The 26,698-nt window shown below is 71.5% G+C and carries 23 protein-coding genes, 1 tRNA gene and 1 other RNA gene; 11 read left to right on the top strand and 14 right to left on the bottom strand.

What is annotated here, in order from left to right; all coding sequences use genetic code 11:
• The first annotated feature begins 52 nt into the window (after nt 1–52).
• From AB0K25_RS12255 to AB0K25_RS12235, 5 genes are all read left to right on the top strand, one after another.
• Complete coding sequence (locus AB0K25_RS12255) at nt 53–2,467, top strand: DUF4153 domain-containing protein (RefSeq protein WP_363820010.1); 2,415 nt, start codon at nt 53–55, stop codon at nt 2,465–2,467.
• 174 nt (nt 2,468–2,641) lie between these two features.
• The gene (locus AB0K25_RS12250) at nt 2,642–2,965 is read left to right on the top strand and encodes a sigma factor (protein ID WP_255597899.1); all 324 of its coding nucleotides are present in this window, start codon (nt 2,642–2,644) and stop codon (nt 2,963–2,965) included.
• Nucleotides 2,966–2,967: 2 nt separating this feature from the next.
• Nucleotides 2,968–3,741: a hypothetical protein gene (locus AB0K25_RS12245; protein ID WP_363820231.1), complete on the top strand. Its 774-nt coding sequence runs from the start codon at nt 2,968–2,970 to the stop codon at nt 3,739–3,741.
• Between the two features lie 244 nt (nt 3,742–3,985).
• Nucleotides 3,986–8,080, top strand: a complete 4,095-nt coding sequence (locus tag AB0K25_RS12240) for an Ig-like domain-containing protein (protein ID WP_363820006.1) — start codon at nt 3,986–3,988, stop codon at nt 8,078–8,080.
• Nucleotides 8,081–8,298: 218 nt separating this feature from the next.
• Nucleotides 8,299–9,006 carry an EcsC family protein gene (locus AB0K25_RS12235; RefSeq protein ID WP_357534826.1) on the top strand — a complete coding sequence of 236 codons (708 nt, stop codon included), beginning with the start codon at nt 8,299–8,301 and terminating at the stop codon, nt 9,004–9,006.
• 146 nt (nt 9,007–9,152) lie between these two features.
• Here the strand turns inward: AB0K25_RS12235 and AB0K25_RS12230 are convergent, their stop codons facing one another.
• Both AB0K25_RS12230 and ygiD read right to left on the bottom strand, forming a co-directional pair.
• Nucleotides 9,153–9,353: a DUF397 domain-containing protein gene (locus AB0K25_RS12230; RefSeq protein ID WP_219467478.1), complete on the bottom strand. Its 201-nt coding sequence runs from the start codon at nt 9,351–9,353 to the stop codon at nt 9,153–9,155.
• 142 nt (nt 9,354–9,495) lie between these two features.
• Nucleotides 9,496–10,377: a 4,5-DOPA dioxygenase extradiol gene (gene ygiD, locus AB0K25_RS12225; RefSeq protein WP_308291024.1), complete on the bottom strand. Its 882-nt coding sequence runs from the start codon at nt 10,375–10,377 to the stop codon at nt 9,496–9,498.
• A 255-nt stretch (nt 10,378–10,632) separates the two neighbouring features.
• On the opposite strand from ygiD, the gene AB0K25_RS12220 reads away from it, so the two are divergent.
• Entirely contained in the window at nt 10,633–11,535 is a 903-nt protein-coding gene (locus tag AB0K25_RS12220; protein WP_363820001.1) for a universal stress protein, read from the top strand.
• A gap of 180 nt (nt 11,536–11,715) precedes the next feature.
• On the opposite strand, the gene AB0K25_RS12215 is transcribed toward AB0K25_RS12220, so the two are convergent.
• Both AB0K25_RS12215 and AB0K25_RS12210 read right to left on the bottom strand, forming a co-directional pair.
• A tRNA-Ala gene (locus AB0K25_RS12215) sits at nt 11,716–11,788 on the bottom strand.
• A 108-nt stretch (nt 11,789–11,896) separates the two neighbouring features.
• Nucleotides 11,897–12,487, bottom strand: coding sequence for a YqgE/AlgH family protein (locus AB0K25_RS12210; protein ID WP_208569670.1), 591 nt, complete (start codon nt 12,485–12,487; stop codon nt 11,897–11,899).
• A 150-nt stretch (nt 12,488–12,637) separates the two neighbouring features.
• Here AB0K25_RS12210 and AB0K25_RS12205 point away from each other — a divergent pair, with 150 nt between their 5' ends.
• Nucleotides 12,638–13,441 (top strand): S-methyl-5'-thioadenosine phosphorylase, encoded by an 804-nt coding sequence (locus AB0K25_RS12205; RefSeq protein WP_208569671.1) that lies wholly within the window; start codon nt 12,638–12,640, stop codon nt 13,439–13,441.
• Between the two features lie 295 nt (nt 13,442–13,736).
• Nucleotides 13,737–15,332: a benzoylformate decarboxylase gene (gene mdlC / locus AB0K25_RS12200; protein WP_219467473.1), complete on the top strand. Its 1,596-nt coding sequence runs from the start codon at nt 13,737–13,739 to the stop codon at nt 15,330–15,332.
• 177 nt (nt 15,333–15,509) lie between these two features.
• Here the strand turns inward: mdlC and AB0K25_RS12195 are convergent, their stop codons facing one another.
• The 8 genes from AB0K25_RS12195 to pruA form a co-directional block, all read right to left on the bottom strand.
• Complete coding sequence (locus tag AB0K25_RS12195) at nt 15,510–16,484, bottom strand: hypothetical protein (protein ID WP_357534832.1); 975 nt, start codon at nt 16,482–16,484, stop codon at nt 15,510–15,512.
• A gap of 266 nt (nt 16,485–16,750) precedes the next feature.
• Nucleotides 16,751–17,126, bottom strand: a transfer-messenger RNA (tmRNA) gene (gene ssrA, locus AB0K25_RS12190).
• Between the two features lie 104 nt (nt 17,127–17,230).
• Nucleotides 17,231–17,710, bottom strand: coding sequence for an SsrA-binding protein SmpB (smpB, locus tag AB0K25_RS12185; RefSeq protein ID WP_208570348.1), 480 nt, complete (start codon nt 17,708–17,710; stop codon nt 17,231–17,233).
• Between the two features lie 135 nt (nt 17,711–17,845).
• Nucleotides 17,846–18,721: a permease-like cell division protein FtsX gene (ftsX, locus tag AB0K25_RS12180; protein ID WP_208570347.1), complete on the bottom strand. Its 876-nt coding sequence runs from the start codon at nt 18,719–18,721 to the stop codon at nt 17,846–17,848.
• 70 nt (nt 18,722–18,791) lie between these two features.
• Nucleotides 18,792–19,472, bottom strand: coding sequence for a cell division ATP-binding protein FtsE (gene ftsE, locus AB0K25_RS12175; protein WP_030331491.1), 681 nt, complete (start codon nt 19,470–19,472; stop codon nt 18,792–18,794).
• Nucleotides 19,473–19,590: 118 nt separating this feature from the next.
• Complete coding sequence (gene prfB, locus AB0K25_RS12170) at nt 19,591–20,712, bottom strand: peptide chain release factor 2 (RefSeq protein ID WP_204927319.1); 1,122 nt, start codon at nt 20,710–20,712, stop codon at nt 19,591–19,593.
• Between the two features lie 64 nt (nt 20,713–20,776).
• On the bottom strand, nt 20,777–21,292 hold the full coding sequence (locus tag AB0K25_RS12165; protein ID WP_145918036.1) for a PadR family transcriptional regulator: 516 nt from the start codon (nt 21,290–21,292) through the stop codon (nt 20,777–20,779).
• Nucleotides 21,293–21,551: 259 nt separating this feature from the next.
• Nucleotides 21,552–23,180: an L-glutamate gamma-semialdehyde dehydrogenase gene (gene pruA, locus AB0K25_RS12160; protein ID WP_219467470.1), complete on the bottom strand. Its 1,629-nt coding sequence runs from the start codon at nt 23,178–23,180 to the stop codon at nt 21,552–21,554.
• A gap of 500 nt (nt 23,181–23,680) precedes the next feature.
• On the opposite strand from pruA, the gene AB0K25_RS12155 reads away from it, so the two are divergent.
• Nucleotides 23,681–24,682 carry a hypothetical protein gene (locus AB0K25_RS12155; protein ID WP_219467468.1) on the top strand — a complete coding sequence of 334 codons (1,002 nt, stop codon included), beginning with the start codon at nt 23,681–23,683 and terminating at the stop codon, nt 24,680–24,682.
• A 6-nt stretch (nt 24,683–24,688) separates the two neighbouring features.
• Here the strand turns inward: AB0K25_RS12155 and AB0K25_RS12150 are convergent, their stop codons facing one another.
• Nucleotides 24,689–25,201, bottom strand: a complete 513-nt coding sequence (locus AB0K25_RS12150) for a hypothetical protein (RefSeq protein WP_208570343.1) — start codon at nt 25,199–25,201, stop codon at nt 24,689–24,691.
• 243 nt (nt 25,202–25,444) lie between these two features.
• On the opposite strand from AB0K25_RS12150, the gene AB0K25_RS12145 reads away from it, so the two are divergent.
• Together AB0K25_RS12145 and AB0K25_RS12140 are read left to right on the top strand one after the other, a co-directional pair.
• The gene (locus AB0K25_RS12145; protein WP_067306191.1) at nt 25,445–25,672 is read left to right on the top strand and encodes a helix-turn-helix domain-containing protein; all 228 of its coding nucleotides are present in this window, start codon (nt 25,445–25,447) and stop codon (nt 25,670–25,672) included.
• Between the two features lie 102 nt (nt 25,673–25,774).
• The gene (locus AB0K25_RS12140; protein WP_219467466.1) at nt 25,775–26,356 is read left to right on the top strand and encodes an Rv3235 family protein; all 582 of its coding nucleotides are present in this window, start codon (nt 25,775–25,777) and stop codon (nt 26,354–26,356) included.
• 82 nt (nt 26,357–26,438) lie between these two features.
• On the opposite strand, the gene AB0K25_RS12135 is transcribed toward AB0K25_RS12140, so the two are convergent.
• A partial coding sequence (locus AB0K25_RS12135; RefSeq protein ID WP_363819992.1) for a hypothetical protein occupies nt 26,439–26,698 on the bottom strand: 260 nt, incomplete at its 5' end.

Genomic DNA, 26,698 nt, shown 5'->3' with positions numbered 1-26,698 from the left:
GGAGACCGGTTCGCTCTACAGTGACCGCACTTCCCGCATCAAGGAGCACACCGTGTCCGAGCCGGAGCCGACGAAAGACTCCCCGGGGGGCAGCCCACCGCCGCCCGGGTCCCCGCCCGCCGACGGGGTGCCCCATCTGCTGACCATGCCCACCGTGGCGGGGATGCCCCCGGCCATCAGGTGGCCCGGTCGGGAGGGTGAGCCCGGGTGGGCCATCCCCGTCCAGATCCCGGACGGCACCCTCGGGTACGCCATCTTCCTGCCGCTGGTGCCGGCAGGCGACGTCACTCCGGTCGCGGTCCCGCCCGCCGTCGCGCCGGCCGACCACGCAGACGGCAACCCCACCGCGCCGCCCGGCGACCAACCGGCCGGTGGGCCGGCTCCCGGTGTGTCGGCTCCCGGTGTGTCGGCTCCCGGTGTGTCGGCGGCGACTGCGTCCGGTGGGTCGGTGGTCGGCGAGCAGGCCAGGTCGGTGACCGTCCCGGCACCACGCACCGCCGCCACCCCGACCGGCAGCACTCCAACCGCCGCCACCACGGCCGATGGCACCACGGCCGATGGCGCTCCGACCCCACCGACCTCGACGGTGGGCGACCCGCAGCCCGGCACCGGCCAACCCGCGACGCCCGCCACCAGCGGGCCCACGCCGTCCGGCACCGGCCAACCCGCGACACCCGCCACCAGCGGGCCCACGCCGTCCGGGGCCGGCCAACCCGCGACGGCCGGCGGCGGCACGGCGACGCCGGGCGCGGCCGGCCAGCCCGCGACGCCCCGCACCGGCGGGACGGCGACCCCCGGGCCCGACCGACCCGGGGTCGGGCAGCCTGCGACACCCGGCACCGGCGGGACGGCGACGGCGGGGCCCGGTTGGCCCGGGACGCCCGGGCCGGCGGCCGGTGGGCGGCCGGCTCCGCACTGGGGTGGCCCACCGACGGGCTGGCACCCGACCTCACCCCCGCCGTCGTTCCTCAGCACCCGGTGGCCCGGCCCCCGGCCCGCCACCGGGTGGGCGGTGCCGGCGGGGGTTCTGGCCGGGGCGTTGGGCGTGGCGTTCTTCGTGCCCCTGAGCCGCACCGGCATCGGCTGGTTCCTCGGCTGGTTGATCCTGACCGTCGGGGTGGTCGCCGCCGTCCGCCGCAGCACCGGGACGCTGACCCGCACCGATCGTCTGATCCGGGGTGGCTGGGCGGCGGGCGCGTTGGCGTTGCTGGCCGTGCTGGCCTTCCGCAACGCCTGGTGGTTGGTGACCTTCTGCGTGCTCGGGGCGCTGGGCTGTGCGACGTTGGCCATCGTGGGCGGAAGACAGGTCCGTTCGATCCTGTTCAGCCTGGTCGCGGCCCCGTTCGCGGCGCTGCGCGGGCTGCCCTGGGTACGCCGGCACGTGAGCACCACCGGCTCCGGCCAGCTGGTGCCCCGGGTCGTCGGATCGGTCGCCGCCACCGCCGTGGTGCTGCTCGTCTTCGGGCTGCTGCTCTCCTCCGCCGACGCCGCCTTCGACCAGGTCCTCGGCGCGATCGTGCCCGAGATCAACGCCGGTACGGTGTTCCGCTGGCTCTTCCTGGCCGTGGTGGGTGGGCTGATCGCGGTCGCCGCCACCTACACCCTGGCCGCCCCGCCGGACCTGTCGACGGTCGACCGGGAGGGTCGACGTCACTGGGGGACCCTGGAGTGGGCGCCGGCCATCGCCGCCCTGACCCTGCTCTTCGTCGGCTTCGTCGCGGTGCAGTTCACCGTGCTCTTCGGCGGGCAGCGGCACGTCCTGCGCACCGCCGGCCTGAGCTACGCCGAGTACGCCCGCAGCGGGTTCTGGCAGCTGACCGTGGTCACGCTGCTGACCGTGGCGGTACTGGGCGGGGTCAGCCGGTGGGCCCGCCGGGAGACCAGGGTCGAACGGGTCCTGCTGCGGGTCCTGCTCGGACTGATCAGCGCGCTCAGCGTGGTGATCGTGGTGTCGGCACTGTCCCGGATGTACACCTACCAGAAGGTCTACAGCTTCACCGGTGAGCGGATCTTCGTGATGGCCTTCGAGCTGCTGCTCGGCGCGGTCTTCCTGATGATCCTGGTGGCGGGGGTGCGGTGGCGGGGCCGGTGGATCCCCGGCGTCACCGTCGGGCTGGCCGTGGTGATGCTGCTCAGCCTGGCCGTGCTCAACCCGGAGGACTACGCGGCCCGCCGCAACATCGCCCGCTACGAACAGACCGGCAAGATCGACGCCTGGTACCTGCGGGCGCTCTCCGCCGACGCCACCCCCGCCCTGGCCAACCTGCCGGACCGGGTCCGCCGCTGCACGCTGAGCTGGATCGACGACGACCTCGCCGAGCCCGACCCGTGGTACGCCTGGAACCTGGGCCGCAGTCGGGCCCGTGCGGAGCTGGACCGGCTGGGCCCCCGCGCGATCGGCGGGCAGAAGGACTGCAAGGCCGCCGACCAGTTCGACCTGCCGAAGACCCGACGCACCCCGCGCTGACCCCCACCCGCTGCCCGGCCCGGTGACGCACCGGCCGGGCAGCGGCGTCAGGTGGGCCCGGCGACGGCGCGGGCGGGCCACCACCGGACTGCCGGCACACGTTTTCCGCCCGCCCAGGCAACCCACGGCCCAGGACACCGCGTGACTATCTCGAATCGGTGATCGGAGGCCTGGATGGGTGATCGCGACACGGCGTTCGCGGCGTACTTCGCGGCGCGGTCGGAGGCGATGCGCGGCACCGCGTACCTGCTCTGCGGCGACTGGCACCGGGCGGAGGACCTGGTGCAGACCGCGTTCACGAAGCTCTACCTGGTCTGGAACCGGGTGTCCCGGCACGAGGTGCTGGACGCCTACGTACGCCAGATCCTGGTCCGGACGTTCCTCGACGAACGGCGGCGCGGCTGGTGGCGGCGGGAACGGGTGGGCGACGAGCAGACCGACCGGCCGACGCCCCCCGAGTCACCGGAGACCCGGTCGCCACCCGGCCGCCGTCGTTGAGTGTGGACGCCGCGCTGCGTTCCGGCCGCCGGGCCCGGGTACGCCGTCGTGCCACCTGGGCCGGCGTCGGGTTGACGGCGGCGCTGCTGGCGGTGGTCGGGGTCGGGGCCATCGGGGCCGTCGGCGCACCCGGCTCCGACGGGTTCACCCCGGGCGTCGGCCCCGTCCCGCCGCCGTCGGTGCACGACACCAAACCGGCCTGGCCGACCGGGCCGGACGGTCGGCCCCAGGAGGACCGGACGGCCCGGGCCGGCACCTGGTACGACCAGGCGGCCCGGCTGCTCGACGACCTCGTCGCGGTGGTGCCGGCCGGCTACACCGTGCCGGCGGACCCGGCGAACCCCCCGGCCGGCCAGCCACTGCTGCGCGACCACCAGGCACAGTTCGCCGACAGGGTGGACGGCGTCGAGGTGTGGAGCTACACGTCCTCGCTCACCCTGCAGCAGGGGCAACGGATGGGCCGGTTGCTCGTCGAGGTGCACAGTGCCGGTAACCAACTGCCGACCGAGCCGTGCCCGCTGGCCCGGCAGTTCTGGGGCATGCCGGGCGACTGCGAGGTGGTGACCGTCGGGGCGGCGCAGGTCGGCGTGGTGGTCCGCCCCGGCGACGACGACCGGTTCGACCAGTGGGCGGCGTACCGGCATCCGGACGGGGTGGTGGTCTTCGTGGCGCAGTCGCGGCGGCTCGGCGACGGGCAACCGGAACTGGCCGCGCTGCCGTTCACGGTGGATCGACTCGCGGCCCTCGCCGCCGACGACCGGTTCCAGGTGCGCTGACCCGACGTGACCGGGATGAGCGGGTGGCCTGATTGGCGGCGGCCATCCGCAATTCCAGCATCCGTCCGATCATCCGCCCGATCACCGCCGATGGCGCATTTCCCCTGGTAGGACAGTATTCGATCAGCCGGAAAACGGCTGTCAACGGAAACCTCGGAGAAACGGGGGCTGGTTAGCGTTCGCGATCGTTGAACGCTCAACTCGCTCCGAGGAGAATCCTTTGACGGTACGAACATCGAGGAGCATGCGCGTACTCCTCCCGGTGATCGTCGCGATGACCGCCCCGCTGGCGCTGGCGGCACCGGCCGCCGCGGCGTCACCCACCGTGGTCGCACCGCCCCCGGCGTCCACGACCGACCTGCCCGACCCGACGGCCCGTGGCCCTTTCGGCCACCAGGCCGTCCAGGAGGCCAAGTTCGGCCTCGCCAGCATCCAGGAACCGAACTCCTCAGGCGCCGACCCGACGGCCGGGACCGCGCAGGCCCCGGAGCGGATCGAGATCCGGGGCCAGCTTTACACACCGGACTTCACCCGACGCACCGCGCCGTCGCCGGTGCTCGTGCTGGTGCACGGCAACCACGGTTCGTGCGACTCGGGCCAGGACACCGCCCAGCTCACCTGCGCCCAGTTCAAGCACAACGAGAACGGCTACGGCTACCTCGCGGAGAACCTCGCTACCTGGGGTTACACCACCTTCTCGGTGTCCCAGGACCAGCTGATGATGCGGCAGGACGGCAACAAGGGCAAGGGCATGCACAGCCGCCGGATGCTCATCGCCGCCACCCTGGACGCGCTGAGCGCGGCGAACCGCCCCGGTGGGCTGCCGGTCGACGCGCACACCACCGTCGGCACCACCCTCGCCGGCCGCCTCGACCTGACCCGCATCGGCCTGATGGGCCACTCGCGCGGTGGTGACGCGGTCTCCAGCTTCATCGACTACAACCGCATCCGCACCGACGGGCCGCGCTACCCGCTGCGTGGGGTGATCTCGCTCGCCCCGGTGGACTACGAGCGCAAGGCCCCGTACGGGATGCCGTACCTGTCGATCCTGCCGATGTGCGACGGTGACGTGTCCAACCTGCAGGGCGCGCGGCTGTTCGAACGCAGCCAGTACGTCAACCCGGGCGACCCGTTCCCCCGGATCCAGGTGGAGCACCTCGGGGCGATCCACAACTGGTACAACACCGTCTGGTACGCCGACGGCGGCGCGGACGGCCAGGCCAACAACGACGCGGCCTGCGGCAACTCGGCGCCGTTCGCGACGAACAACATCCACCCGCACAACCTGCGGCTCAGCGGCGCGGCCAGCTACACCGACCCCGACCTGAACTACGCCATCGACAACTCCGACCCGCTGAACCCGGCCGTGAACACCAAGTTCTCCGGCGATCCGGCCCGGATGGGCGACCAGGAGAAGCTGGGGCTGGCGACGATGGCGGCGTTCTTCAGGCGGTACGTCGGCGGCGAGGGCGCGTTCCAGCCCTACCTGACCGGCGAGCTGGCGAACACCCCCGGCGGGTTGCAGGTCCCCGCGTCGGCCTGCCCGACCAGCCCGTCCGGCACGGCGATCGGATGCAACGAGCGGGTCAACACCAGCTACTTCGCCGCACCGCAGGAACGGGTGGACGTGATCCGGCCCGAGGTGAACAACCCGCTCACCCGCAACGCCCTCGGCGGCACCCTGACCGGCACCGGCTTCGCCGACCCGTACGCGCAGGCCGCCGGGGTCACCCCGAAACCGGCGAGCACCCTCGGCGGGTACGACTGGTGCAACCCGGAGCCGCAGGACTTCGCCCCGGCGCAGCTCGGGAAGACCGGGTTGCCGACCGCCGCCAAGCCCTGCCCGCTGCCGACGGCGGGCGCGCTCGGCGGGCAGAACGGCACCCGGGAGAACAGCCCGATCAACCACTCCTACGGCCGACAGCTCACCCTCGCCTGGGAGCCGGGCTCGACCGCGTCCCTGACCGCCGCGATCCCGGCCGCGTCCGCCGACGTACGGCACCTGAAGGCGCTGGCCATGAGCGCCGCCGTCAACTTCTTCGACACCCGCAACCCGGGGGCCGACAACCGGGGCGACAACACCCGGGACACCACCGTCAACGGCACCCCGACGAACCCGGTGTGGCCCAACGAGAAACCCACGTCGTACGACCCGGCCTCGACGACCCAGCGGTTCGTGATCGCGCTGCGCGACGCCGCCGGTCACGAGGGGACCGTAGACGCCGGTGACCCCCGCTGGGGCAACGCCCTGCACATGTCGACCGGCACGAACACCCCGAACACCCACATCGTCCTGGACCAGATCCGGGTCCCGCTGGCCGAGTTCGCGGCGCAGGGCGTCGACGTCGGCGCGCTGGCGAAGCTGGAACTCCGGTTCGGGGTGGGCGACCTGCCGAAGTCCGGCTCGATCGAGCTGGCCGACGTACGCTTCCAGGAATCCGACGCGGGGGCGCGGCTCCTGTCGGACGGCGACCGGGCCGACGGCGCGGGTCACGGCCCGTCCGCCCTCGGCGGCCCCGACCCGGCGACCTACCTCGCCGGTTACGACAACACCCCGGGCACCGTCGCGCTCGTCGACCCGGTGGCCAACCCGCAGGGCAACACCACCTGGACTGTCGACGACGACCGCAAGCAGTGCCCGACGGCGGACTTCACCTCGATCCAGCGGGCCGTCGACTTCGCGTCGCCGTGGGACACCATCGTGGTCTGCGCGGGTGTCTACCAGGAGTCGTCGACACCGGTGAACCACGCGTCCAACCCGGTGCAGACCGGTGCCCGCAACGGCCTGACCATCACCAAGCCCCTGAAGATCAAGGGGGCCGGCGCGGACAAGGTCACCATCAAGCCGGACCCGTCGCTGGGCAACCTGGCCGGCGACCAGCCGTACCTGCGTGACGGCGGCGGCAACGTGATCACCGTGTCCCGGCAGTCGCTCGGCTCGACCGACACCAACGAGATGTTCCTCGACCTCTCCGGCGTGACGGTCACCTCCGGCGACGTCTGGGCCGAGGCGGGTATCGCGTTCTTCGGCGCGGCCGGCCGGGTCGCCGACAGCGTCGTCGGCCCGCTGCGGGTCGCGACCACCGACGAGGAACTCGTCGCGCACCCGCACGGCTGGGGCATCGTCAAGACCGGCATCATCCGGGGGGCGGGCACCGGCACCGTCGAGAGCGAGCTGACCGTCACCGGCAGCGTGGTCAGCGGCTACCAGTCCGGGGGCATCCTCTTCGACGGCGCGCGGGGCCGCGACGGCACCCCCGAGACCACCGTCCGCTCCGGCATCCGCCAGCACGGGTACGTGACCGACACCGTGGTCACCGGCGAGCCGAACAGCCGGTTCCCGCAGACCGGCATCGCGTACACCAGCGGGACGGACGGTTTCGTCAACACCAGCCGGATCACCGGGAACTACTTCGCGCCCGCGCCGTCGCGGTCGTACGGCATCCTGCTGACCGACGCCGGCACCGAGACGGCCGGGGCGCTCACCGGCACCCGCAACGTCCTCACCGGCAACGGCTTCGCCGTCTACAACGCCAACGCCGACAACACCGCGGTACGCGAGGGCGCACCGTTCGCGCTGACCGGCAGCTACCTCGGCAGCGGGCAGCCGGTGCCGGGCGGTCCGGCGGTCCCGGCCACCGGCATCGAGGCGATCTCCGGCGTGGACGGCACCGGCAGCGCCACGGTCACCGTCACCAAGCGCCGACCGACCCCGCCACCGGCGGTGCCGACCACGGTGGGTCGGGTCGCCGACGCCGCACCCTCAGCCGAGCTGGCCGACCCGGGACGCGGGGCGGTGTTCCAGGTCGGGTCGACGGTGCACCCGCTGATCCGGGGCACCGACGACTTCGCCATCGCCTCGACGAGCCTGTTCGTCAACGGCACCCTGGTCGGCACCAGCACCACCGCCCCCTACCTGTTCGACTGGACACCGGCGGCGAAGGACGCCGGCAAGCAGGTCAGGTTCCAGGCGATGGTCGTCGACTCGTCCGGGCAGTCGACGCTGTCCAAGCCGGTCGTCGGCACGGTGGATCCGGCGACCCCGGCACCGACCGTACGGATCGGGTCGGTGCAGGCCGACCCCACCTCGGGTACGGCGACGCTCACCGCGACGGTCAACACGGCCGGCACCCTCACCCTCACCGGTGAGAAGGTCAACGCGGTCAGCCGGCAGGTGGCCAAGGCCAACACGGTGACGGTGACCGTGACGGTCGCGCCCGCGTACCGGCAGACGCTGGTCAGGACCGGTCGGCTGGACGTGGCGTTCACCGTCGGGTTCGCCAACGCGGCCGGGCAGAGCCCGGGTGAGACGGTGCAGGTGACCCTGATCAGGTCGTGACGGCCCAGCACTGAGGGGAGGGATCCCGGAGGATCCCTCCCCTCGGCACGTGTACCGGCAGGCCGCGTCGCACCGGGTCTGTCAGTTAGCCGATCGAACCGACGATCTGGTATCTCCTATCTGGATCATACGTACGTCCGGCGGTCGACGCCTGCACCGGTGCGACCCCGCACCTGGTCACCGGCCGGCTGATCTGTAGGGCCAGGAACGGAGCAACGATGGACGCGGACGAGCACAGCGAGGGTCCTTCCAACGCGATAGCCCGCCACTTCCAGAACCTGACCGTGAAGGTCATCCAGGATGGCGTCGGCCCGATCACCGGGTCGATCCCCTACGCGGAGGCCCGCCTCGGCAAGGCCCTCCCGGCCTGCTCGATCGTCGACTCCGACGGGGCGCCCCTGCGTGACAACGCGAGCGAAGCGGCGATCGAGCGGGTGATCGATCGACTGATCAAGGAGTCGGTGGCTGCGGCGTCGACGAACGGGTTCGTCACCGGTCTGGGCGGTTTCGTGGCCATGCCCGTCACCCTCCCCGCGAACATCGCCGGGTCACTGGTGATCAACGCGCGACTCGTCGGGTCGATCGCGTACCTGCGGGGTTACGACATCTCGGACCCGCAATTCCAGACCTTCATCGTTCTCACCACCGCAGGTGGAACGCTGGCAGGCTCGCTCCAAGGGGCGGGAGTCAAGGTCGGGGCGAAGTTGACCGCTCAGATGATCAGGGCGATCCCGATGACCGCCATTCGGAAGATCAACGAACGGGTCGGCTTCATGCTTCTCGCCAAGTACGGCACGCAGCGTTCGGCCATCACCCTGGCCAAGGGCATCCCGATCGCGGGGGGCCTCGTCGGAGCCGGGATGGATGCCGCCCTCACTGCTCTGGTGGGCCGCGCGGCCAAGGCCAACTTCCCGGCGTCCATCTGAGCCGCAGGGTTACAGCGCGACCAGGCCGACGAGAAGAGCGCGCCTGCCCTACCGCCCAGAACGGTCGATCCGCCGGAGCGGGGCTGCGGCCAGAACGGATCTGGCCGCCAACGCCGCAGGGGTAACTTCCGGGTTCAGGGTGCAGGTCAGCTCGTGGTGTCGGCCTTGAGGCCGGTCAGGAAGCTGGCCCAGGAGCGGCCGTCGAAGGCGAGCACCGGGCCGGTGCGGTCCTTGGTGTCGCGGACGTCCACCGCGCCATCGACGAACCGCACCTCGACGCAGGCCGCGTTGTTCGCGCTGCGGGAGGACTTGAACCAGCCACGATCGGGGGTGGGGAGAGCGGTCATCACGTCATCTCCTGGCGATCCGCCGGATCAACTCCAGCGATTCCGCCGAGTTTAACGCCCGCTCGCGTGCCTCGGCGAAGGTGACGACGTAGTCCGCGACCCGGCTGGACTGAGCCTGCCGCCAGGTACAGCCGGCACTCCCTCAGATGTTGGACCCGTCCGGCGGCAGGCCGGACGGCGGCTGGGGCGATCCGCCCCGGCCGTCGAACTGCGGGCAGGACATCCCCAGGGTGTACGCGGTCATCGACAACGAGCCGTAGGCGTAACCGTCCACAAGAATTCCGGTGTCAGGCGCGTCCGTGGCAGCGGCGAGACCCGCGAGGTACAACGCGGGAATGAAGTGATCAGGCGTCGGCACCGCCCGGCGGAAGTCCCCGTGGGCGTCGAGAGTCGCGTACTCGCCCGGGTCGGTCAGCATCCGGGAGGTGGCGTCCTCGTCGAAGCGCCGCGCCCAGTCGAACCCGTCGTCAGTCAGCGCCCAGTCCATGCCACCCAGGTTGTGCACCACGTTGCCGCTCGCCACGATCAGCACACCACGCCGGCGCAGTGGAGCGAGCCTGGCACCCAGTTGAAGGTGGTAGTCAAACGACTTGTCCGCGTTGATGCTGAGCTGGACGACGGGAATCGTCGCCTCAGGAAAGGCGTGCATCAGCACCGACCAGGTGCCATGGTCGATGCCCCAGCTGTCGACGTCGGCCCCGACCCAGGTCGGATGGACGACGTCACTGACCTCCTCGGCCAGTTCGGGCAGCCCTGGAGCCGGGTACTGCACCTCGAACAACTCCCGGGGGAACCCGTAGAAGTCGTGAATGGTCCTCGGCCGGGGCATCGCGGTGACGGCCGTGGCATTGATGTACCAGTGAGCACTCACCACCAGGATCGCGCGTGGACGCGGCACCGCGGCGCCGAAGGCTTTCCACGCCGAGGTGTACCGGTTGACCTCGAGAGCGTTCATCGGGTTGCCGTGGCCCAGGAACGCCGCGGGCATCACGACCTCCGGGGCGGGTGGTACGTCTGAAGACACGTGAGCTTCCCTCCGGGCGGACCGGTTCGTACGGCGCGGGCTGCCGGCCCTGAATCTCACGATAGTGCCACCTCGCTGCGGCTCCGGCCCGAAGCACGCTCCTCGCGGATCATAGATCGGGTTACGTCGAGGGCTGCGGATCGAGATACTGTCCCTCAAGCGCGACTGCCGAGGGAACCGCAGACGGTCACCTGTCCGGGCCCGGCCACGACCAGCCTCTCCCCCGAAGTCGACTACCGATCGAAGGCGGTACGCGTGCCTCTTACCAGCATGGTGGTTGGCGTCGACGGTTCGATGGGATCCGACCGCGCACTGGTCTGGGCGCTCACGGAAGGCCGCATACGGGATCTGCCCGTACGGGCGATCAACGTCTGGCAACCGAGCGGCGCACCCCTGGAGGTCGAGCGGATCGCGGCCCTGCACTCCGTGGCCGACCTCCGGGCCGGTCTCCTTCGGGACGTCACGTCCAGCGTGGATGCGGTGATCGCACGAGAAGGCGCGGCGGACGTCGCGACGACCTCGCATGTCGTCTACGGCCACCCCGTCAGGGAACTGACCCGGGCGGCGGGCGGCGATTCCGTCCTTGTCGTGGGTTCACGCGGACACGGCAGCACCACCGGTTCGCTGTTCGGCTCCGTCAGCCAGGGCTGCGTCCAGTACGCGACCGGCACGGTGATCGTCGTCCCCGCGCCGGAGCCGAGGCCCGAAGCGGGACGCGTGGTCGTCGGGGTCGACGGATCACCCCAGTCGGTACGTGCACTGCGGTTCGCCGATGACGAGGCCCGCCGGCGTCATGCTTCGTTGCAGGTCGTACATGCCTGGTCCCGGCCCTACCTCGGATTCGCCGGAGGTCCGGGGGGCCTCCGGGAGGAGGCTGTCGACGAGATCGCCGTCCAGGCGGCGGAGACGCTGCAGGACAGCATGCGACGCGGCGCAGTCGATGCCATGCGTACCGACGTCGAGATCCGGCTGGTCGAAGGTTCCCCCGCCCCGGCGCTGCTGGAGGCCGCCGACGACGCGGATCTGGTGGTCGTCGGATCGCGCGGGTACGGGGGGTGGAAGGGACTTCTGATGGGTTCGGTGTCGACCCGGTGCGTGGTCAGCTCCCCCTGTCCGGTAGCCGTGATCCGTAGCCATGCGGACGAGGACGACACGTAGCGACCGGCCCCGGTCGGGAACGGTGACCGATCGCCGACGACCCGGCTGCCCGGTGTCCACGCGCCCGGCAGGGTGTGCCGTGCGAGGCTGAGGTGAGAACCCGCCGGACGGCGGGCGGAAACGAATCAGCGACCCGGTCGATGATCACTCGACCAGGTCGCTGACCTGACACTTCAAGGGTGGAGCCGAGGGGACTCGAACCCCTGACCCCCACACTGCCAGTGTGGTGCGCTACCAGCTGCGCCACGGCCCCTTGCGGTCGTCCCGGTCGCCCGGGCACGGAGAGAACTATACACACGACGCCCGGCATGGTCATCTCACGGGGGTACCCCCCGGACCGGCCCCGGGAGCGCCCGACGGATCAGTTCAACGCCACGTCCGGCGGGAAGTGCGCGACCGCCGCCATCATGCCGCCCTGCCTGCGCAGCACCATCGGCCAGAGGTCGTCCGGACGGTCGACGAAGGCGTCGCCGGGCAGCGCGTCGAGCACGAACCAGGACCCATCCTCGATCTCCTGCTCCAACTGCCCGGAGCCCCAACCGGAGTAGCCGGCGAAGACCCGGATGCCGCCGATGCTGTCCCGCATCCGCTCCGGGTCGGCCGACAGGTCGACGGTGCCCACCGCGCCGGAGATCGGCTGGAAACCCTTCAACCGCCGCATCGGGTGCCGCATCCGGGCCAGGCAGATCGCCGACTCCGGCTGCACCGGGCCGCCCTCGAAGAGCACCGCCGGGTGGCGGGCGAGGTCGCTCCACTCACCGAGGACGTCCGCGACGGCGACCTCGGTGGCCCGGTTGAGCACCACCCCGAGCGCGCCGTTGGCCTCGTGGGCGACCAACAGCACCACCGTACGATCGAAGTTCGGGTCCTTGAGCGCCGGTGTCGCGACCAGCAGCCGCCCGGTCATCGACTCCACGGCACGACCGCTGATCGCCGGTCCCTCCCCCTGCATCTCGGACATCGTCAGCCGCGCACCGGGTCCGACAACCGGGCACCACCGACCATCCGTGCTGTCACCGCCATGTCTGGCACCATAGCCTGCACCCGGTGCGGTGGCTAAGGTCTGACCGACAGGTGATCGAAGGCGGTCGAGGGAGGATCGATGGGTCCGACGGCGGACATCGCGGTGATCGGTGGTTCAGGGCTGTACGCGCTGCTCGACGACGCGACAGAACACCAGGTGGAGACCCCGTACGGCGCCCCTTCGGACGTGGTCACGATCGCGTCGGTGGGCGGTCGACCGGTGGCCTTCCTGCCCCGGCACGGGCGTGACCACCGCCACCCACCGCACCTGATCCCGTACCGGGCGAACCTGTGGGCGCTGCGGTCCCTCGGGGTCCGCCAGGTCCTCGCCCCGTGTGCCGTCGGCGGGCTCCGCCCCGAGCTGGGCCCCGGCACCTTCGTGGTGCCCGACCAGCTGATCGACCGCACCAGCGGCCGGGTGCAGACCTACTACGACCAGGGCGCGGTGCACGTCGCGTTCGGTGACCCGTACTGCCCGGTGGGGCGGCGTACCCTGCTCGGCGCGGCGGCCGGGCGGGACGTGCCGGCGGTGGACGGCGGCACGGTGGTGGTGGTCGAGGGGCCCCGCTTCTCCACCCGTGCGGAATCCCGCTGGTACGCCTCGATGGGTGGCACGGTGGTCAACATGACCGGCCACCCGGAGGCCGTGCTCGCCCGCGAACTCGCCCTCTGCTACACCTCCATCGCGCTGGTCACCGACCTGGACGCCGGGGTGGAGGCGGGCGACTCGGTCACCCAGGAGGAGGTCTTCCGGGTCTTCGGGGAGAACACCGACCGGTTGCGGGGCGTACTGCTGGACGCGGTGGCCGCCCTGCCCGCCGACCGCGACTGCCCCTGCGGGCACGCGCTGGACGGCATCAGCACCCCGTTCCCCCTCCCCTGAGCCGTTCCCGCACCCCCACCGCTTCCCGCCCCCACCGCTTCCCGCGACCGCACCGCAACCGCGCCCCCACCACGCCGCGCCGCCACCCCGGCCGGCCGGGCGCTCGGGCACCCGCCGACGCGACGACGCGCTGCCCCCCTGTGGCTGTGCCGCCACAATGGCGGCACAGCCACAGGGGCGATAGCCGGCAAAGCACCCGAACCACCGCCTGCCACCCGATAGATTCGGCAGGTCGGCGGCAGACCATCGGCCCCGGCGGGCAGCGGCACGGGCCGGGGACACGGAGGCGGGGGCGATGGCGACCGTCCGGGAGACCACCTACGACCTGCTCCGGGCCCTCGACCTAACCACGGTCTTCGGCAACCCCGGCTCGACCGAGGAGCCCTTCCTCCAGGACTTCCCAGCCGACTTCCACTACGTGCACGCCCTGCACGAGGCGTCGGCGGTGGCGATGGCCGACGGGTACGCCCAGGCCACCGGCCGACCGGCGCACGTCAACCTGCACACCGCCCCGGGCACCGGCAACGCCATGGGCAATCTCGTCACCGCGTGGCACAACCGGACCCCGCTGATCGTCACCGCCGGGCAGCAGAGCCGGGAGATGCTGCTGCTGGAGCCCCGGCTGGCCAGCCGACGCCCCACCGAACTGCCCCAGCCGTACGTGAAGTGGAGCCACGAGCCGACGCGGGCGCAGGACGTACCGGCGGCGTTCATGCGGGCGTACGCCACGGCGGCCCAACCCCCGGCCGGCCCGGTCTACCTCTCCCTGCCGCTGGACGACTGGCAGCAGCCGGCGGACCCGCCGCCGCCGGTGCGCACGGTGGCCACCCGGTTCGCCCCCGACCCGCGTCGGCTGCGGGAGTTCGCCGCGTTGCTGGCGGCCAGCCGCAACCCGGTGTTGGTGCTCGGTGCGGCGGTGGACCGGGCCGCCGGCTGGCCGGTGGCGGTGGCGGTGGCGGAGCGGCTCGCCGCGCCGGTCTGGTCCGCGCCGGCACCGGAGCGGGCCGCCTTCCCGGAGCACCACCCGCACTACCGGGGGGTGCTGCCGTACGCGATCGCCCCGCTGGCCGAGAAACTCACCGGGCACGACGTGGTGCTGGTGGTCGGTGCGCCGGTGTTCCGCTACTACCCGCACCTGCCCGGTGACCACCTGCCGCCCGGGGCGCGGCTGCTGCACGTCACCGACGACGCGGACGAGGCGGCCCGCGCCCCCGTCGGCGACAGCCTGCTCGGTGACGCCGGGCTGACCCTGGCCGCGCTGCTGGACCTGCTGCCGGCGGCCGACCGTCCCCCACCCGAGCCCCGCCCCGCCCCGTCACCACCACAACCCGGTGACCCGCCCGACGCGGACGCGCTCTTCGCCGCCCTGGCCGCCTGCTGGCCCACGGACGGGGTACTGGTGCAGGAGTCACCGTCCAACCTGGCGGCGCTGCGACGCCGGCTCCCGGTGACCCGCCCGGCGTCGTACTTCACCATGGCCAGCGGCGGGCTCGGCTACGGGCTGCCGGCCGCCGTCGGCATCGCCCTCGCCGAACGGGACACCGGGCGGGGCCGGCCGGTGGTCGCGGTGATCGGGGACGGCTCCTTCCACTACTCGGTGCAGGCACTGTGGACCGCCGCGCGACTACGGCTGCCGGTGGTCGTGCTGGTCCCGGTGAACCAGCAGTACGCGATCCTCAAGGCGTTCGCCGAGTTGAAGTCCACTCCCGGCGTGCCCGGGCTGGACCTGCCGGGCCTGGACCTCACCGCCATCGCCCGCGGTTACGGCTGCGCCACCCGCGTCATCGACGCCCTGCCCGACCTCGCGCCCGCCCTGACCGAAGCCCTCCACGCCGACACCCCCACCCTCCTGTCCACCCCGATCGACCCCACCCCTCCCAAACTCCTCTGACCCCCCGCCCGCCCACCTTCCCACCCACCCACACCCCGCCCCCACCCGCACCCCGCCCCCACCCGCACCCCGCTCCCGCCCGCGTTGATCAAGAGGTTTGCGTCATTTCCAGAGATCAACTTGACCCAAACCTCTTGATCAACCCAGCTGGGTGGGGGTGGACGGGGAGAGGAGGGGTTAGGGGGTGAGGGTGAGGAGGCGGCCGGTTGCCACGTCGAGGACCGGGCGGGTGCCGAGGGGGGCCGTCAAGGTCACGGTGACCGGTTTGAGCACCGCGAGGTCGACGCACTCCCCGGTGCCTTGGACCACTCCGCCGCCGACCACCACCACGCCGTCGCTCTCCCACACCAGCGCGGTGGGCCCGGTGTCGCAGGCGCCCATGCTCACCGTGTACGTCAACCGGGCGTGATCGACGCGTTGGAGTCGATCGGCACCGGCCACGCCGCCCGGAAGGGGCCGGGTCGGGGCAGCCGGCTCGGGCACGGCGCCGACCGCCCGGGCCGTTACCGCGAGGCGGGCAACCGGGGCGGTCAACTCGGCCACGGTGAACAACCAGGCTGGCACGGCGGCGACGCCCCGACTGGTGCGTACCTCGGCCTCGCCGAGCGTCACGCCGGTGACGGTGAGTGGGATGCAGGCTGTGGCCGCCTGCGTGGAGACCGAATCGTCCGGCCTGGTGCCGGCCGTCGGGGCGGCGGCCCGGGGCACCCGGGGCCGCCCGTCGCACGGTGGCGGGTCCCCCTGGTCCAGTTGCCGGTACGCCTCGGCCGCGCTGATCAGCGGGACGGTCAGTGCGCCGTCCGGGAAGCGGATCGCCGCGTCGGCGGGCACCTCGGTCGGCATCGGGATCTGGTCGCGGTACCAACCGGAACGGAAGGCCATCTCGGTGTCGGCGGTGAAGCCGGGTTGACCGGTGAGCACCGTGGCGTCCTGCAACGGCAGGTATCCACTCGACCAGTCGGACCCGGGCCGCCACGCCCCCGCGACCTCGGCGGCCCGCTCGTCGAACGCCTCCCGGTGCCGCCCCGGATCACCCCCGACCGCCCCACCGGCCCCACCCGGCACCGACCCCACCGGCACCGACCCTACCGGCGCACACCCGCCCGCCACCGCCACCACGAGCCCCCACCCCACCACAACAAGTCGCCGCATACCCCCTGTGACGCTCCACCCCCGCCCCCGGTTCCCACCCTCCCCCCGCCCCCTCCCTCCGCCCTCTCCCCCCACCCCGCCCTGCCCCCCGTTGATCAAGAGGTTCAGGTCAAGTTGATCTCCAAAAATGACGCAAACTTCTTGATCAACGCGACCGGGACGCGCGGGGGAGAGCGCGGGACGCGCGGGGAGCGCGGGAGGGGGGAGGGGGAGGGCCGGGTGGGAAGGGCGATGCGCCCCGGTCCTGGGGACCGGGGCGCATCGTGTGGTGGAGGTGCCGGGAATCGAACCCGGGTCCTTCGCCGGTTTGTCAGGGCTTCTCCGAGCGCAGCTCGCTATGCCTCTACTCGGCCCCACCGCTCACGCGAGCAAGTTGGTGTGACGGGCCCAGTCGCTGATTGATCTCGCCGCACGGACCCCGCGACCGGGTCCGGTTGGCCAGCCTCCTAACTGATGCCGGCTAACTGGGACGAAGGCGTTCCCAGGCCGACAGACTCACTACTCGCCTCAGGCGGCGAGAGCGAAGTCAGCGCGATTTTGCTTGGCGCTTATAAGTTTCCGACGACCGATTCTCGAGACGACGTCGGCTTCCTCGGCTCGCTTCCCCTGTCGCTGCGTACGAAGTCGAAACCAGTCACCCCCTCGACGGGCCACCGATGTGGCGGCACTGTCCAGACTAACGCCTACCGCAACGGGTTTCATCCCGAGGCCCGGCCCAGCGTGCCGAGCCGGGCAAACAGGATGAATCAGTCGTCCATTCCCTTGCCGCGCCGGCCCGACACCCGGGCGATCTCCCGGTCGGCGTCCCGCTTGGCGAGGTCCTGCCGCTTGTCGTACGACTTCTTGCCCTTGGCCAGGGCGATCTCGACCTTGGCCCAGCCGTCGGAGAAGTAGACCTGCAACGGGACCATGGTCAGGCCACCCTCACGGGTCTTGCCGATCAACTTGTCGATCTCCAACCGCTTGAGCAGCAGCTTGCGGGTACGCCGGGGCTCGTGGTTGGTCCAGGTGCCCTGGGTGTACTCCGGGATGTGCATGCCGTGCAGGAACAGCTCGCCGTCGCGTTCCTGGGCGAAGGCGTCGACCAGCGAGGCCCGCCCGGCGCGCAGCGACTTGACCTCGGTGCCGGTCAGCGCCATGCCCGCCTCGTACGTGTCGAGGATGGCGTAGTCGTGGCGGGCCTTCTTGTTGGAGGCGACCACCTTGCGGCCCTTTTCCCGTGGCATCCGGCGCACCCCCTTCCGTGTGCGCTCACCGACCGGCCGGTCGGTGAGCGGGGATCATGCTACCCGAATGACAAGGGCCCTCCCGCGCCGTTTCTTCCCGGCGCGGGAGGGCCCGCACGTCGACCCCTGCCGCGATTAGACCCGCAGGTAGAAGCGGAGCGTGACCCAGGCGGTGGCGGCGCTGATCAGGCCACCGACGCCGGCCATCAGCGGGAACATCAGGAAGATGTCCGACCACTGGATCGGCGAGAGCAGCCCCTCGAGCGCCTTCAACGAACCGCTGAACAGCAGCTGTTTGGCGCCGATCAGCGCGATCAGGCCCAGCAGCGAGCCGATCAGGCCGGCGACCACCGCCTCCAGCACGAACGGCGCCTGGATGAACCAGTTCGACGCACCGACCAGCTTCATGACCGCGACCTCACGCCGCTTGCTGTACGCGGCCACCTGGATGGTGTTCGCCACCAGCAGCAACGCGGCGATGGCCATCACCACTGCGGCGGCCAGCGCGATGTTCTGGATGGCGGTGAGCACGTTGAAGATCTTGTCCAGCAGCCGGCTCTGGTCGACGATCACGTCGACACCCTCGGTGCCCTGGTACTGGTCGTAGATGTTCTTGTACTGCTCCGGGTTGACCAGCTTCAGCCGGAACGACTCGGGGAGCAGGTCGGGCTTCACGACGTTCACCAGGTCGGGCGCGTCCTGGTACATCTCCTTGAACGTCTTGTACGCCTCGTCCTTGTTGACGTAGAGGACCTCCTTGACCAGGGGGTCGCCCTTCAACTTGGCGTCGAGGTCGGTGCGCTGCTGCTCGGTGACGTCGGTCTTCAAGAAGATCGAGACTTCGACGTTCTTGTAGTAGAGGTCCTTCATGTCGCCGACCTGTTTGTACATCAGGCCGCTGGCGCCGAGCATGGTCAGCGAGACCGCCATCGTGATGATCATCGCGATCGTCATCGTGACGTTGCGCCACAGTCCGACCAGTACCTCGGACAGGACGTACTTTATCCGCATCGGGTGTTCCTCCGGCTCTCCGGCGTGAGGTGTTCGTCGTCAGGTCGTACGGCAGGGGTGGAGCGCCGGCTCACCCGTAGACGCCGCGGGCCTGGTCGCGCACGATGCGGCCACTCTCGATCTCGACGACGCGACGGCGCATCTGGTTCACGATGTTGGAGTCGTGCGTGACCATCACGACGGTCGTGCCGGTGCGGTTGATCCGGTCCAGCAAACGCATGATCTCGATCGAGGTGTCCGGGTCCAGGTTTCCGGTCGGCTCGTCCGCCAGCAGGATCAGCGGACGGTTCACGAACGCCCTGGCGACCGCGACCCGCTGCTGCTCACCGCCGGAGAGTTCGTGCGGGTACCGGTGCTCCTTGCCACCGAGCCCGACCAACTCCAGCACCTCGGGCACGACCCGGCGGGCCACCGCCTTGGTCTTGCCGATCACCTCCAGGGCGAACGCCACGTTCTCGTAGGCGGTGCGGTTCGGCAGCAGCCGGAAGTCCTGGAAGACGCAGCCGATGGAGCGCCGGAAGTGGGGTCGCTTCCAGGACCGCATCGAGGTGACGTCCTTGCCGTTGACGACGACCCGGCCCTTGTTGGGGGCGACCTCGTGCAGCAGCATCTTGATGATCGTGGACTTGCCGGAGCCTGATGGCCCGATGAAGAAGACGAACTCGCCCTTCTCGATCGAGACGGACACGTTGTCGAGCGAAGGCCGGGACGCCTTCGGGTACGTCTTCGTCACTTGCTCAAGCTGAATCACGGGTCGTGAGTCTACGCGGTGTAACCGCAGAGCCAAGTGGCACGCCCCGCCGAAGCGGGGCGCGTCATCGATTCGCCCGGTCAACCCGGAATCGACGACGCGCCCCGTTCACGATCGATCACGCAGCGTCGTTGGCGAGCTGCTGCTGCTTGCGCCAGCGGATACCCGCCTCGAGGAAGCTGTCCAACTCCCCGTCGAAGACCGACGACGGATTGCCGGTCTCCTGCTCGGTTCGGAGATCCTTCACCATCTGATAGGGGTGCAGCACGTACGAGCGCATCTGGTCGCCCCAGGAGCTGGTGCTGCCGGACTTCAGGCCGGCCAGCTTCGCCTCCTCCTCCTGCCGCTTGCGCTCCAGCAGCCGGGACTGGAGCACCCGCATCGCGGAGGCCTTGTTCTGCAGCTGGGACTTCTCGTTCTGGCAGGTCACCACGATGCCGGTGGGGATGTGGGTCAACCGCACCGCCGAGTCGGTGGTGTTGACGCTCTGCCCACCCGGCCCGGACGACCGGTAGACGTCCACCCGGATCTCGTTCTCCGGGATGTCGATGTGGTCGGTCTGCTCGGTGACCGGCAGCACCTCGACCCCGGCGAAGCTGGTCTGCCGGCGGCCCTGGTTGTCGAACGGGCTGATCCGGACCAGCCGGTGGGTGCCCGACTCGACGCTGAGCGTGCCGTAGGCGTACGGCACCTTGACGGTGAACGTGGCGGACTTCAGGCCGGCCTCTTCCGCGTACGAGGTCTCGTAGACCTCCGTCGGGTAGCCGTGCCGCTCCGCCCACCGCAGGTACATCCGCAGCAGCATCTCGGCGAAGTCGGCCGCGTCCACCCCACCGGCGCCCGCCCGGATGGCGACCAGCGCCTCCCGGGAGTCGTACTCGCCGGAGAGCAGGGTGCGGACCTCCATCTCCTGGATGGCCTTGGTCAGCGTGGCGATCTCCGACTCGACCTCGCCCAGCACCCCGGAGTCGGCCTCGTCCTCGGCCAACTCCAGCAGCACCCGCGCGTCGTCGAGGCCGGACCGCAGGCTGCCCAGCTTGCTGATCTCGCCGTTGACGTACGACAACTGCGAGGTCACCTGCTGCGCCTTGGCCTGGTCGTCCCAGAGATCCGGCGCGGACGCCTGCTCCTCCAGCCGGGCCTTCTCCTCCCGCAGGCGGTCGAGGTCGAGCACCGCCTCGATGTTGCGCAGGGTCGCGTCGAGTTCCTTGAGCTGTTCGGCGTAATCGGCAGCGGTCACGACAGACAAGGGTACTGTGCGTGCGGCGGTCCGCTCACGTCACACCACCTACCAGGGCCGATGATCAGCCGACCGGGGCGGTCTTGAGCCAGGACAGCGCCGCCTTGTGGTAGGCGACGGCGAACTCCAGCGCACTGGCGTCGTACTCGTCGCCCTCCTTCTTGGCGGTCTTGACCTGCTCCCGGACGTACGCGAGGGCCTCGGTGTGGTATTCGTTGGCCGAGGTGTAGAGGTTCTTGAGCTGGCTGGCCGAGTGCAGGTTGCCGAACGCGATCCGCAGGGCGATCGGGTTGCGGATGGTGTCCCGACCGGGATTCTCCGCCAGCCATCGGGAGAAGGTCCGCTTCCCCGCCGCCGTGATCGCGTAGGGTTGACTCATCCGCGGCCCGGGCTTGCCCAGCCGCACGAAACCACGCTCCGCCAGGACCGGCAACTCACGGTAGACCTGACTGCGTGTCATCGACCAGTACGGCGCCAGTCGGCGCTCAGCGGCGGCCATCAGCTGGCCGCCTGTCATCGGGCCCTCATGCAACAACCCCAGCAGGGCCGCCGCAGTGGGGTTGACTCCGGAATCCGCCATGCCCTCTAAGCTGCCACTTTGCCGTCCCGGCGTCCAGGATTTCCGGATTTGCCACCCGGGAGGATTTCCAATGTGCACTGTCGGCGGACGACAGTGCTCCCAGGACCGCCCCCGACCGCCCACTGGCCCGCACCATCGGCGGTGACCTGGGGCGCACCGACCGTGGTGGCCGGCGCGGTGGCCGTCCCGCGCCGCCCGCGCCCGGGACGACCCCGACCGGCGGCGGCCGGATCACCCGCCACCGCCGGTCGTCGCCGGTTCACCCCATGTGCGGGTACGTGTGGTCGGTCGGCGCCACGAACGTCTCCTTGATCGTCCGGGGCGACATCCAGCGCACCAGGTTGTGCCACGACCCGGCCTTGTCGTTGGTGCCGCTGGCCCGGGCTCCGCCGAAGGGCTGCTGCCCGACCACCGCCCCGGTCGGCTTGTCGTTGATGTAGAAGTTGCCGGCCGCGTACCGCATCTTCTCGGCCACCGCGTCGACCACCCGGCGGTCGGTGGCGAAGATCGACCCGGTCAGGGCGTACGGGGCGATGGACTCGGCCTGGGTGACCACGTCGTCGAAGTTGGCGTCGTCGAAGACGTGCACGCCGAGGATCGGCCCGAAGTATTCGGTGGTGAACGTCTCGTGGGCCAGGTCGGTGCACTCGAACAGCGTCGGGCGGACGAACCACCCGACCGAGTCGTCGGCGGTGCCCCCGGCCAGCACCCGGCAGCTGTCGTCCCCGGCGATCAGGTCCAGCGCGGCGGTGTGCCTGGCGAACGCGCGGGCGTCGATCACCGCGCCGCCGAAGTTGGCGAAGTCGGTCACGTCGCCGTAGGTCAACGCGTCGGCGGTGGCGGCCAGCCGGTCCCGCAGCCCACCGGACCACAGCGACCGGGGGACGTACGCCCGCGAGGCGGCCGAGCACTTCTGGCCCTGGTATTCGTAGGCGCCCCGGATCAGCGCGGTGTGCAGGGCGTCGACGTCGGCGCTGGGGTGCGCGACGACGAAGTCCTTGCCGCCGGTCTCGCCGACCAGCCGGGGGTAGCCCCGGTAGGCGGCGATGTTCTCGCCGACCGTGCGCCACAGCTGCTGGAAGACCCTGGTGGAGCCGGTGAAGTGGATGCCGGCCAGGTCCGGGTCGGCGAGCACCACGTCGGAGACCTCCTCGCCCCGCCCGGTGACCATGTTGATCACGCCGGGGGGCAGGCCGGCCGCCTCGAACAGCCGCATGGTGAAGTGCGCCGCGAACTGCTGGGTGGGGCCCGGCTTCCAGACCACGGTGTTGCCGAGCAGGGCCGGCGCGGACGGCAGGTTGCCGGCGATCGCGGTGAAGTTGAACGGGGTCACCGCGTAGACGAAGCCCTCCAGCGGGCGGTGGTCGAACCGGTTCCACACCCCCGGCGACGAGTTCGGCTGGGCCGCCAGCAACTCCCGGGCGAAGTGCACGTTGAACCGGAGGAAGTCGATGAACTCGCAGGCCGCATCGATCTCCGCCTGCACGGCGGTCTTGGACTGGCCGAGCATGGTGGCCGCGTTGAGGGTGTCCCGCCACGGGCCGGCCAGCAGCTCGGCGGCGCGCAGGAAGACCGCGGCCCGCTCCTCGAACGGCAACGCCCGCCACATCGGCGCGGCGTCCTTGGCGGCCCGTACGGCGGCGCGGGCGTCGTCGTGGGTGGCGTGACCGGTGACCCCGAGCACGTGCGCGTGCCGGTGCGGCTGCACCACGTCGATCGGGTCGCCACCGGCCATCCGCTGCTCACCGGCGATGGTCATCGGCAGGTCGATCCGCTCGGCGGCCAGCTCGGTCAGCCGCCGTTGCAGCCGCTCCCGGTCGGCGCTGCCCGGCTCGTAGGTGCGTACCGGCTCGTTGTGCGGCTCGGGTACGGAGAACACGGCGTCCATCACAGCTCCTGGGCGATCTCGACAGCGGCGGCGAAATCGGCCCCGCGGGCACCGACCGGACGGCCGGACACCGGACACCGCGCGGCGTGCCTGGCGCGGTGGCGGGACCTCCGGGGATTCTCCCACGCCGACCCCGACGGAACCACGCCCCGCCCGCCCCGCACCGATGATCGCGAGGCCACGACACCTTCAGGGCGACGATTCGTATCAAACAGCCCCCGTCGATCAGCAGAAAGACAGGGCGGTCCGACGGCGGCGGCACCGGGAGGGCAGCCGCCGTCGGACCGACGCGGGCCCGGCCGGGCGGACCGGCGCGGGCCGGCGGCGCTACGGGCAGACCGCAGCCGCACCGCCCATGCCACCCGCCCCCTCCGGCTGCCCGGCCGGGCGTGGGGACGGTCCGCGCCCAGCCAGGGACCGCACCGTCAGCCCGCGTACGCTGGTTCGAGCGATCAGAGGCCCTCCCGGTGCCGGGGTGGCGCGGTGTCGAAGGGGAGACGATGAGCAAGCAGCCCGGCAGCTCCACGGCGGCGTCCACACGGACGGTCGACACCGGGCAGGGCGGCGGGGAGACCCACACCGCACCGGCGGGGTACGCCCCGGGCACGCCCCTGCTGGCGGTGCTCGCGCTCGGATGGCTGGCCGCGATGCTGTGGTCCACCCGGGAAGCGATCCACTCGGCGGCGGTCGGCCTCACCGCGATCACCCTCTCCGCCTTCGCCCTACCCGGGGTGATCTCCGCCGCGCTGGTCGCCGGGACGGCCGTCGCGCTGGCCGCGAGCGAACTGGCCGCCCGCCGGCTCGGCGACCGCGCCGCACTGCGCTTCGCGGCGGCGCTCGGGGCCGGCATGCTGGTCGGGCTGGGCACCGCCCTGGCCGTCAACCTGACCTACGCCGACAACGCCACCACCAACACCATCGCCGGCACCAGCGCGGCGGCGGCCATCATCGGCGGGGCGATCGCCGGGGCGCGTACCCCGGCACCGGTCGGCGCGGTGGTCGCCGCCGCCCTCGGCACCCTGCTCTTCGTCGTGCTGTTCAGCCAGGCCCGCGACCCGCTGTTCGACCTGTTCGGTGCGGACGACTCGCAGGCGTCCCTGGTCGGCGCCGCGAAGTGGGTCTCCCGCACCGAGTCGCTGCTCGGCGGACTGTTGGCCGGGCTGCTCGCCTTCGGCTACCTCAGCTGGGCCCGCCGCCGGGCCGTCCGCCGCGCCCCCGACGCCCCTGCTCCACGCTGGCCCGCCTACCTGCTCGCCGGAGCCGGTCCGGGTCTGCTCCTGCTGCTCACCGAGGTGATCATCCGGATCGGCGGCCGGACCCTGCTGGATCTGGCCGGCGCGCTCAGCGAGGCGGACGCGGTGGCCCAGACCAGCATGGGCACCTCCCGGATCGACAACGGCATCTGGGTGCTCTTCGTGGGCGCGTTGACCTCGGTGGTTCTCTTCGGCCGCACCCTCGGCCCGACCCACCGCGACGACGACCCCGAGACCGTCGAGGACTGACCCGGGTCAGGAGGCGGTACGCAGCAGCAACTCCCACTCGGAGGGGGCGTACCACTCCAACTCGTGGTCCTCGGCCCCGTCGACGGTGAACTGGGCGTCCGGGTCGCCGGCGAGCGCTTCGTGCACCACGTCGACGGCGGCGGTGACGTCCTCGACCGCTTCGTCCCCGTCCACGTGCAGCGCGGCCACGGCCGACGCCGGCACCGGTCCGTCCAGCTCCACCACGCTGGAGCCCAGCTCGCCGTCACCCCGGCCGACGGCGGCACCGGGCAGGTCGACTGAGACCACCACCCGCCGTCGGGGTGCGGCCGGGTCCTCCCGCAACAGTTGCAGGGCGTCCTGGGCGGCCCGGGTGAAGGCGACGTACTCCAACTCCTCCTCGTCGCCCTCGGCGTACCACTCGCGCAGGGTGGGGGTGACCGCGTGCCCGTCGCTGACCGGCAGTCCCCGCTCGCGCAGCAGGGCCAGCATCGGCACGGTCGCCGGCACGTACACCCGGACCAGCTCGTCGCCCGCCATCGTCTCCCCCGCTCGTTGCCGTGCCGGCTGTTTCGCCGCGTCCCCCGGGACCGTGGCCGCACCGCCCGCCCGAACGCCGATCATGCCGTACGGGCGGTACGGGCGCGGACCCGACGGCCGAGACCGTCATACACCGCACACCGCTGCGGTGGAAGACGCCGCACCGGGCGGACGGTCCGGTGCTGGGCGGGGAAGGCTGTCGGTGGCAAACTGATCCGAACGACGTCAAGCCGAGGGGTTTCCGTGGAGCCGAGGTTTCTCCTGCTCTCCGACGTGGCCGCCGAGCTGAACGTCTCAGATTCGCAGGTCTATCACATGGTACGCAGCGGCGAACTGCCCGCCATCAAGATCGGCGGGCGGGGTCAGTGGCGGGTGGAGCGCGCCCGGCTTGAGGAATACATCCAGCTCAAGTACGCCGAGACCGCCGAGTGGGTACGCGGCAACCCGCTCACCGACCGCGACCCGGAGTGATCGCCCCGTCCCCCTGAGCCATTGACCCTGGGCGTTGCCGTGGTCGACAATCGACGCTGTCGAAAGCAAACGAAGGCAAACGCAGGGATTGAGGGTGCAGCGATGGCCGACTCCCGCCGTCCGGGGCCGACCCGACCACCGATCCGGTTGCGCCCCGCCCCCATCGCCGACCCGCCCTACGTCGACGAGGTGCCGGATCTGTGGCCCCGACCGCCCGGCCAACTCGCCCTCGACCTGTTCGGCACCGGGCAGCCGCCCGTCGGTCGCCCGGCCGGCCGACGGCCCGACCCCCGACCCCACCCCGGGCATCCGGCCACCCCGGCACTGCCCCCGCCCGCCACCGCCACCCCCGAGGCGACCCGTGCGGCCCACCGGTTCGTCGGCACCTGCCTGGAAATCCTCAACGGTTACCGGCCGCCCGGCCAGATCCGGGCACTGGTCGAGCCGGGGCACACCGCCGAGGTGAGCGAACAACTCGCCCGCGCCTCATCGCGTACCCCGCCGGTGCGTCGGCGCTCCACCCGTCCCGCCGTCCACCTGCGCCGGCTGCGGGTGTTCGAGCCGCACGCGGCAGCTGTCGAGGTGGCTGTGGTGGTCGCCGCAGGTGGTCGGACCTGGGCGATGGCGCTCCGCCTGGAACACCGCCGAGGCAGCTGGCTCTGCACCACCCTCCAGGTCATCTGACCCCCCCACCCACCCGCCCACCCCAGACCCCCACCCCCACCCCCGCGCCCCCGCAGCCAGCCCGCCGTGTTGATCAAGAGGTTCAGGTCATTCCTAGAGATCCAACTGACGTATTCCTCTTGATCAGCGCGGGAAGCGGAACCCGGAGGGCTGATCCGGGTGAGGGGCGGGGCTGGGTGGGGGTGAAGTCGGGCAAGGGGTTCTGCGGTCTGGATAACAGGACCGCCGGGAACGGCAGGACCGCCCGGAACGGCAGGACCGCCCGGAACGGCAGGACCGCCCGGAACGGCAGGACCGCCCGGAACGGCAGGACCGCCCGGAACGGCAGGACCGCCCGGAACT

Origin of the sequence: Micromonospora sp. NPDC049257, from assembly GCF_040678915.1 — a bacterium.
Lineage (GTDB): Bacteria > Actinomycetota > Actinomycetes > Mycobacteriales > Micromonosporaceae > Micromonospora > Micromonospora antibiotica.
Note: the sequence above shows the minus strand (reverse complement) of the source record. Positions and strands in the feature narration are given on the sequence as shown.

What these genes read in the sequence shown, in the direction of transcription:
- AB0K25_RS12140 (WP_219467466.1), top strand. Translation starts at nt 25,775, where the DNA reads ATGGCCGACTCCCGCCGTCCGGGGCCGACCCGACCACCGATCCGGTTG.
- AB0K25_RS12230 (WP_219467478.1), bottom strand. Translation starts at nt 9,353, where the DNA reads ATGACCGCTCTCCCCACCCCCGATCGTGGCTGGTTCAAGTCCTCCCGC.
- AB0K25_RS12240 (WP_363820006.1), top strand. Translation starts at nt 3,986, where the DNA reads ATGCGCGTACTCCTCCCGGTGATCGTCGCGATGACCGCCCCGCTGGCG.
- AB0K25_RS12235 (WP_357534826.1), top strand. Translation starts at nt 8,299, where the DNA reads ATGGACGCGGACGAGCACAGCGAGGGTCCTTCCAACGCGATAGCCCGC.
- AB0K25_RS12150 (WP_208570343.1), bottom strand. Translation starts at nt 25,201, where the DNA reads ATGGCGGGCGACGAGCTGGTCCGGGTGTACGTGCCGGCGACCGTGCCG.
- pruA (WP_219467470.1), bottom strand. Translation starts at nt 23,180, where the DNA reads ATGGACGCCGTGTTCTCCGTACCCGAGCCGCACAACGAGCCGGTACGC.
- ftsX (WP_208570347.1), bottom strand. Translation starts at nt 18,721, where the DNA reads ATGCGGATAAAGTACGTCCTGTCCGAGGTACTGGTCGGACTGTGGCGC.
- AB0K25_RS12210 (WP_208569670.1), bottom strand. Translation starts at nt 12,487, where the DNA reads ATGCAGGGGGAGGGACCGGCGATCAGCGGTCGTGCCGTGGAGTCGATG.
- AB0K25_RS12195 (WP_357534832.1), bottom strand. Translation starts at nt 16,484, where the DNA reads ATGCGGCGACTTGTTGTGGTGGGGTGGGGGCTCGTGGTGGCGGTGGCG.
- AB0K25_RS12205 (WP_208569671.1), top strand. Translation starts at nt 12,638, where the DNA reads ATGGGTCCGACGGCGGACATCGCGGTGATCGGTGGTTCAGGGCTGTAC.
- smpB (WP_208570348.1), bottom strand. Translation starts at nt 17,710, where the DNA reads ATGCCACGGGAAAAGGGCCGCAAGGTGGTCGCCTCCAACAAGAAGGCC.
- mdlC (WP_219467473.1), top strand. Translation starts at nt 13,737, where the DNA reads ATGGCGACCGTCCGGGAGACCACCTACGACCTGCTCCGGGCCCTCGAC.
- AB0K25_RS12250 (WP_255597899.1), top strand. Translation starts at nt 2,642, where the DNA reads ATGGGTGATCGCGACACGGCGTTCGCGGCGTACTTCGCGGCGCGGTCG.
- AB0K25_RS12165 (WP_145918036.1), bottom strand. Translation starts at nt 21,292, where the DNA reads ATGGCGGATTCCGGAGTCAACCCCACTGCGGCGGCCCTGCTGGGGTTG.
- AB0K25_RS12155 (WP_219467468.1), top strand. Translation starts at nt 23,681, where the DNA reads ATGAGCAAGCAGCCCGGCAGCTCCACGGCGGCGTCCACACGGACGGTC.